The following is a 7,179-nucleotide window of genomic DNA, read 5'->3' on the forward strand; positions in this document are numbered from 1 at the left end:
ATGCGGCCCAGAAGCGCCGACACCTCGGAGCCCGCCTGCGTGAAGCGGAAGATGTTGTCGACGAAGAACAGAACGTCGGTCCCGGACTGGTCACGGAACTGCTCGGCCAGGGTGAGGCCCGTCAGGGCGACGCGCGCACGCGCACCCGGCGGTTCGTTCATCTGACCGTAGACCAGCGCCACCTGCGATTCCGACAGGTTGTCGGGCTTGATGACGTTGGATTCGATCATCTCGTGGTAGAGGTCGTTGCCCTCGCGGGTCCGCTCACCCACGCCGGCGAACACCGAGTAGCCCGAGTGCACCTTCGCGATGTTGTTGATCAGTTCCATGATCAGAACCGTCTTGCCCACGCCGGCGCCGCCGAACAGGCCGATCTTGCCGCCCTTCGAGTAGGGCGCGAGCAGGTCGATCACCTTGATGCCGGTGACGAGGATTTCCGACTCGGTCGACTGCTCCGAGAACTCGGGCGCGGCCGCGTGGATCGGGCGGTACTCGTCCGCGTTGATCGGCTCGCCCTCGTCGACGGGCTCGCCCACGACGTTGAGGATGCGGCCCAGCGTGGCGTTGCCCACCGGAACCGAGATCGGGCCGTCGGTGTCGGTCACTTCCTGACCGCGCACCAAGCCTTCGGTCGCGTCCATTGCGATGCAGCGCACCGTGTTCTCGCCGAGGTGCTGTGCGACTTCGAGAACCAGCCGCTTGCCGTTGTTGTCGGTGGTCAGCGCGTTCAGGATTTCGGGGAGGTGGTCGCCGAACTGAACGTCGACAACGGCGCCAATCACCTGGGTGATCTTGCCTTTTGCGTTAGCCATTTTGTGTCTCCGGGTTCGTTAGAGCGCCTCGGCGCCCGAAATGATTTCGATCAGCTCGTTGGTGATGACGGCCTGGCGCGAGCGGTTGTACTCGATCGTCAGCTTGTCGATCATCTCGCCCGCATTGCGGGTGGCATTGTCCATCGCGCTCATCCGGGCGCCCTGTTCGGACGCGCCGTTTTCCAGCAGGGCGGCAAAGATCTGCGTCGCCACGCCGCGCGGCAGCAGGTCGGCCAGGATCGTCTCCTCGTCGGGCTCGTAATCGTAGAGCGCCGAGGAATCGTCGGCGTCCTCGGTCGCCTCGAACTTGGCCGGGATGATCTGCTGCGCCGTCGGGTCCTGGCTGATGACCGAGTTGAACTTGGCGTAGAAAATCGTCGCCACGTCGAATTCCTCGGCGTCGAAACGGTCCAGCACGTCCTGCGCCACGTTCTGCGCGTCGGCGTAGCCGATGCGCTTCACTTCGGTGAAGTCGACATGACCGACGAACTTGTCGGAATGATCGCGCTTCAGCTGCTCGCGGCCCTTCTTGCCGACGGTCAGGATCTTGACCGTCTTGCCCTCGCCGCGCAGCCGCTGGATGTGCGTCCGCGCCAGCTTGACGATCGAGCTGTTGAAGCCGCCGCAGAGGCCGCGCTCGGACGTCATCACCACCAGCAGGTGCACGTCGTCCTTGCCGGTCCCGGCCAGAAGCTTCGGTGCCGTGCTGCTGTCACCGACCGACGCGGCCAACGACGCCATCACGGCGTTGAACCGCTCGGCGTAGGGCCGGGCCTGCTCGGCGGCATCCTGTGCCCGCCGCAGTTTCGCGGCGGCCACCATCTGCATGGCCTTGGTGATCTTGCGGGTCGACTTGACCGACGCGATCCGGTTTTTCAGGTCCTTGAGATTGGCCAATGCCTTTCCCCCTTACGAGAAGTCGGCGGCGTACGCGTCGAGAACCGCTTTGATCTTGGCCTCGTTGTCACCCTTGATCTTCGGATCCTCGTTGGTGATCCAGTCCAGCAGGTCCTTGTGCTTCGAGCGCACGAAGGTCAGAAGGCCCTGCTCGAACCGGCCCACGTCCGAGACGGAGACCTTGTCGAGATAGCCCAGCGTACCGGCACAGATCACGACGACGATCTCGGCGTTGGTCAGCGGCGAATACTGCGGCTGCTTCATCAGTTCGGTCAGGCGCGCGCCGCGGTTCAGCAGGCGCTGGGTCGAGGCGTCGAGGTCGGAACCGAACTGCGCGAAGGCGGCCATCTCGCGGTACTGGGCGAGCGACAGCTTGATCGGGCCGGCGACCGACTTCATCGCGTTGGTCTGGGCCGAGGAGCCCACGCGCGACACCGACAGACCGGTGTTAACCGCCGGGCGGATACCCTGGTAGAACAGTTCGGTTTCCAGGAAGATCTGGCCGTCGGTGATCGAGATCACGTTGGTCGGAATGAACGCCGACACGTCGCCGCCCTGGGTCTCGATGATCGGCAGCGCCGTCAGCGAGCCCGAGCCGTTGTCCTCGTTCAGCTTCGCCGACCGCTCGAGCAGGCGCGAGTGGAGGTAGAACACGTCGCCCGGGTAGGCTTCGCGGCCCGGCGGGCGGCGCAGCAGCAGCGACATCTGGCGGTAGGACACGGCCTGCTTGGACAGGTCGTCATAGACGATCAGCGCGTGGCGGCCGTTGTCGCGGAAGTACTCGGCCATCGCGGTCGCGGCGTAGGGTGCCAGGAACTGCATCGGCGCCGGGTCGGACGCGGTGGCGGCGACGACGATCGAGTATTCGATCGCGCCGGTTTCCTCGAGCTTCTTCACCAGCTGCGCCACGGTCGAGCGCTTCTGGCCGATCGCCACGTAGACGCAGTAGAGCTTCTTGCCCTCGTCGTCGCCGGCGGCGTCGTTGTAGCTCTTCTGGTTCAGCATCGCGTCGAGCGCGACGGCCGTCTTGCCCGTCTGGCGGTCGCCGATGATCAGCTCGCGCTGGCCTCGGCCGATCGGGATCATGGCGTCGACGGCCTTGAGGCCGGTCGCCATCGGCTCGTGCACCGACTTGCGCGGGATGATGCCCGGTGCCTTGACGTCGGCGACGCGGCGCTCGGTCGTCTCGATCGGGCCCTTGCCGTCGAGCGGGTTGCCCAGGCCGTCCACGACCCGGCCCAGCAGCGCATCACCGGCCGGCACGTCCACGATCGAGTTCGTGCGCTTGACGACGTCGCCTTCCTTGATGTCCCGGTCCGAGCCGAAGATCACGATGCCGACGTTGTCGGTCTCGAGGTTCAGCGCCATCCCCTGGATGCCGCCGGGAAACTCGACCATCTCGCCGGCCTGGATGTTGTCGAGGCCGTGGACACGGGCGATCCCGTCGCCGACCGACAGCACGCGGCCCACCTCGGCAACCTCGGCCTCCTGGCCGAAGCTTTTGATCTGCTCCTTCAGGATCGCAGAAATCTCGGCTGCTTGGATACCCATTATCCGACCTCTTTCATTGCATTCTGGAGGGAATTGAGCTTCGAGCGGATCGAGGTATCGATCATCTTCGAGCCCACCTTGACGACAAGACCGCCGATGAGTCGCTCATCGACGGTCGCATTGATCTTGACGTCGCGGCCCACCTTGGCCTTGAGCGTCTCGGAAAGCTTGGCCGACTGTTCATTGCTCAGCGGCGTGGCCGAGGTCACGTCGGCGGTCACCTCGCCCTTTTCTTCGGCGATCATCTCGCGCAGGCGGGTCACCATGTGCGGCACGACGAACAGCCGGCGCTTGGTGGCCATCAGGCCCAGCACGTTCTTGAGCGGCTTCATCAGCCCCATCTTGTCGGCGATCGCGGTGATCGCGGCCCGTTGCTGGTCGCGCGCATAGACCGGCGAGCTCAGCAGGTCGCGCAGGTCGGCGCTTTCGTTCAGTGCCGCGGAAAGATCGTCGAGGTTGGATTCGAGCGTATCGAGCGCACCCTCGTCCCGGACGATCTCGAACACGGCGGCGGCATAGCGCGCAGCGATGCCGGAGGAAATCGAAGCTGATTCAGACACGTCCACCCTTCCGATAATCATGCCCCCGCTGCGCACCGGAAGGTCCGGGCGCATGGAGGCTTGGTTCACCTTGTCTCACCGCAAGGCGTATGGATCGCGGCGGGATGTAGCAGAGCCGTCCCGACCCCGCAACATGCTTACGTCATTCAGTCGTCCGCACCATGCCGGAGGCGTTTTTCGGCCCGAAACCGGGCATTTTCAGCGGAGTTCGATCGCTTCGTCGGCGTCCGGACCAAGTGTTAGCGCCCCCACTCAGACGTCATCTCCTAAGGGTGCGGCGGACGAGACGGAACAACGCTCCGCCACAGCTTCGCCGGCGCGTTCGGCGACAGGCCGCAGCGGCGCCGGGGAATCGTCGGTCACGCCGGCTTGGCCGCCTTGCCCGGCGTCGGGTGCAGCACCTCGAGCGGGTTGAGGATGCGCGCAGCCTCTCCGACGCCGCGCCGGCGCGGCGGATGGCGCTTGGACGCGCGCACCATCATCACGCCCCCCGCCGTCACCGCCGGGATCGCGCGGCCGGTCCGCTCCCAGAAGCCGGCGGTCTTCATCCAGAAGCGCCGGGTCGACGGCGGCTGGTACAGGACCGAGACGTGATCGCCCGGCACGAAGTCGTGCCGCTTGAGCTGGCTTTCCAGCTGGGTCAGCGAATAGGGCCGCCCGTAGCCGAAGGGCGTCGCATCCGACCGCGCCCAAAGCCCCGAGCGGTTGGGCAGCACGAACAGCGCCTCGCCGCCAGGGCCCAGCACGCGATACGCCTCGTCCAGCAGTTCCGACGGGCTTTCCGAGGTTTCGAGTCCGTGCATCAGGATCAGCCGGTCGACATGCCCCGTCTCCATCGGCCAGCGGGTTTCTTCGCACAGCACGCTGACGTTCGGCATGCCGGCCGGCCATGGCATCACCCCCTGCGGCGCGGGCATCAGCCCGACCACCCGGCGCGAGTCCGCGAGGTACGGCCGCAGCAGCGGAACGGCGAAGCCGTAGCCGACCACCGTCATGCGATGCGTGTCGGGCCACCACTGCACCACCTGGTCGCGGATCACCTTCTGCGCGGCGCGGCCAAGCGCGCTGCGATAGTAGAAGTTGCGCAGGGTGCCGACGTCCAGGTGCATTGCGGCGCTTCGCCCGATGGGTCAGTGTCGGGGCAACCTTAGACAAAGCCGGTTAGGATTGACCATGCCCATCGACATCGTGACGGTACCCTGCCTGAGCGACAACTACGCCTACCTGCTCAACGACGGCACCACGACCTTCCTGGTCGATGCGCCCGAGGCCGGCCCGATCATCGACGTACTCGAGGAACGAGACTGGGACCTCGACACCATCCTGATCACCCACCACCACCATGACCACGTGGGTGGCGTCGCCGACCTGGTCGCGCGCTACGGCTGCACCGTGACCGGGCCGCGCTCGGAACAGGCCAAGCTGCCGCCGATCGCCACCGGCTGGTCGGAAGGAGACACCGGGGGCACCGGCGTTCTGTCCTTTCGCGTGATCGAGGTGCCGGGCCACACGTTGGGCCACGTGGCGTTCCACTTCGACAAGGCGGGCGCCGTGTTCACCGCCGATAGCCTAATGGCCCTTGGGTGTGGCCGTGTGTTCGAAGGCACGCCCGAGATGATGTGGGAGAGCCTGTCGAAGCTGATGGCGCTGCCCCCCGAAACCATGGTATATTCGGGCCACGAATACACCGCCGCCAACGCCCGCTTCGCGCTTAGCGTCGATCCTGACAACGCCGACCTGCAGGCCCGCGCCGAGGATATCGAGGCCGCACGGAACGCCGGAAAGCCGACCGCGCAGGTGCCGCTTTCGCTGGAGCTGGCGACGAACCCGTTCCTGCGCGCGCACGACCCCGCGCTGCAGGAAGCCCTCGGCATGCAGGGCGCACCCGACGTCGCGGTCTTCGCCGAGATCCGCGGCCGCAAGGACCGGTTCTGAACGGACGCGCACCAGGGCCGGCCCGCACCGGCCGGGCGCCGACGGAACAGGCACAGAACGTCGATGTGATCGGGCTGACGCAAGAAAAAACTTGAAGAGCGGGGGCTATCGACCAAACTTTAATGTTACGAGGCAATGCTGATCCCACGATTGGCGCAGACAAGAGGAGCACGCCCGTGCCTTCATTCTCGACGACCCTTGAGCAGGCAATCCATTCGGCGCTCGCGCTGGCGAACTCGCGCAGCCACGAATTCGCCACGCTCGAACACCTTCTGCTTGCGCTGGTCGACGAACCCGATGCCTCGCGCGTCATGAAGGCGTGTTCGGTCGACACCGAGGAATTGCGCACCACCCTCGTCGAGTTCATCGACGAGGATCTGGCCAACCTCGTGACCGACGTCGAAGGCTCCGAAGCGGTGCCGACGGCCGCCTTCCAGCGGGTGATCCAGCGCGCGGCGATCCACGTCCAGTCCTCGGGCCGGACCGAGGTCACCGGCGCCAACGTGCTGGTCGCCATCTTCGCCGAGCGCGAGAGCAACGCCGCCTACTTCCTGCAAGAGCAGGACATGACCCGCTACGACGCGGTGAACTTCATCGCGCACGGCGTGGCCAAGAACCCCGCCTACGGCGAGGCGCGCCCCGTGCAGGGCGCTACCGAGGCCGAGGAGGAAGCCGCCTCCGAAGCGCCGTCGCAGCCCGCGTCCGACAAGGAATCCGCGCTGGGCAAGTACTGCGTCGACCTGAATGCCAAGTCGCGCGAGGGCGACATCGACCCGCTGATCGGGCGCGAGTCCGAGGTCGAGCGCTGCATCCAGGTGTTGTGCCGCCGCCGCAAGAACAACCCGCTGCTGGTGGGCGATCCCGGCGTCGGCAAGACAGCCATCGCCGAGGGCCTGGCACGCAAGATCGTAAGCGGCGAGACCCCCGAGGTTCTGTCGAAGACGACCATCTACTCGCTCGACATGGGCGCGCTGCTGGCCGGCACCCGGTATCGCGGCGACTTCGAGGAGCGGCTCAAGGCCGTCGTGAACGAGCTCGAGGAACACCCCGACGCGGTGCTGTTCATCGACGAGATCCACACCGTGATCGGCGCCGGCGCCACGTCCGGCGGCGCGATGGACGCGTCCAACCTGCTCAAGCCCGCGCTTCAGGGCGGCAAGCTGCGCACCATGGGCTCGACCACGTACAAGGAATTCCGCCAGCACTTCGAGAAGGACCGCGCGCTGAGCCGCCGGTTCCAGAAGATCGACGTGAACGAGCCTTCGGTCGACGACACCGTGAAGATCCTCAAGGGCCTCAAGCCCTACTTCGAGGAGCATCACAGCGTGAAGTACACCGGCGACGCGATCAAGACGGCGGTGGAACTGTCCGCGCGCTACATCAACGACCGCAAGCTGCCCGACAAGGCGATCGACGTGATCGAC

General features: G+C 66.0%; 6 protein-coding genes and 1 pseudogene. 2 read left to right on the forward strand and 5 right to left on the reverse strand.

Translation table 11 applies throughout. The annotated features are described in order from the left end of the window. The 5 genes and pseudogenes from ACFDTC_RS16670 to ACFDTC_RS16690 form a co-directional block, all read right to left on the reverse strand. Positions 1-812: pseudogene (locus tag ACFDTC_RS16670) on the reverse strand (F0F1 ATP synthase subunit beta); the annotation flags it as partial. An 18-nt stretch (positions 813-830) separates the two neighbouring features. Then, positions 831-1,709 (reverse strand): F0F1 ATP synthase subunit gamma, encoded by an 879-nt coding sequence (locus tag ACFDTC_RS16675; RefSeq protein WP_375260006.1) that lies wholly within the window; start codon positions 1,707-1,709, stop codon positions 831-833. Between the two features lie 12 nt (positions 1,710-1,721). Continuing rightward, complete coding sequence (gene atpA / locus ACFDTC_RS16680; RefSeq protein WP_375260007.1) at positions 1,722-3,260, reverse strand: F0F1 ATP synthase subunit alpha; 1,539 nt, start codon at positions 3,258-3,260, stop codon at positions 1,722-1,724. Next, entirely contained in the window at positions 3,260-3,874 is a 615-nt protein-coding gene (locus ACFDTC_RS16685; protein WP_375260008.1) for a F0F1 ATP synthase subunit delta, read from the reverse strand. The genes atpA and ACFDTC_RS16685 overlap by 1 nt, the downstream gene beginning before the upstream one ends. A 305-nt stretch (positions 3,875-4,179) precedes the next feature. Then, positions 4,180-4,929, reverse strand: a complete 750-nt coding sequence (locus ACFDTC_RS16690; protein ID WP_375260009.1) for a methyltransferase domain-containing protein — start codon at positions 4,927-4,929, stop codon at positions 4,180-4,182. Between the two features lie 64 nt (positions 4,930-4,993). Between ACFDTC_RS16690 and gloB the strand changes: the two genes are divergently transcribed. Next, the gene (gene gloB / locus ACFDTC_RS16695; RefSeq protein WP_375260010.1) at positions 4,994-5,755 is read left to right on the forward strand and encodes a hydroxyacylglutathione hydrolase; all 762 of its coding nucleotides are present in this window, start codon (positions 4,994-4,996) and stop codon (positions 5,753-5,755) included. 176 nt (positions 5,756-5,931) lie between these two features. Further along, positions 5,932-7,179 (forward strand): AAA family ATPase (locus ACFDTC_RS16700; protein ID WP_375260011.1); only part of this gene is annotated, 1,248 nt, incomplete at its 3' end.

Origin of the sequence: Citreimonas sp., from assembly GCF_042096055.1 — a bacterium.
GTDB lineage: Bacteria > Pseudomonadota > Alphaproteobacteria > Rhodobacterales > Rhodobacteraceae > Citreimonas.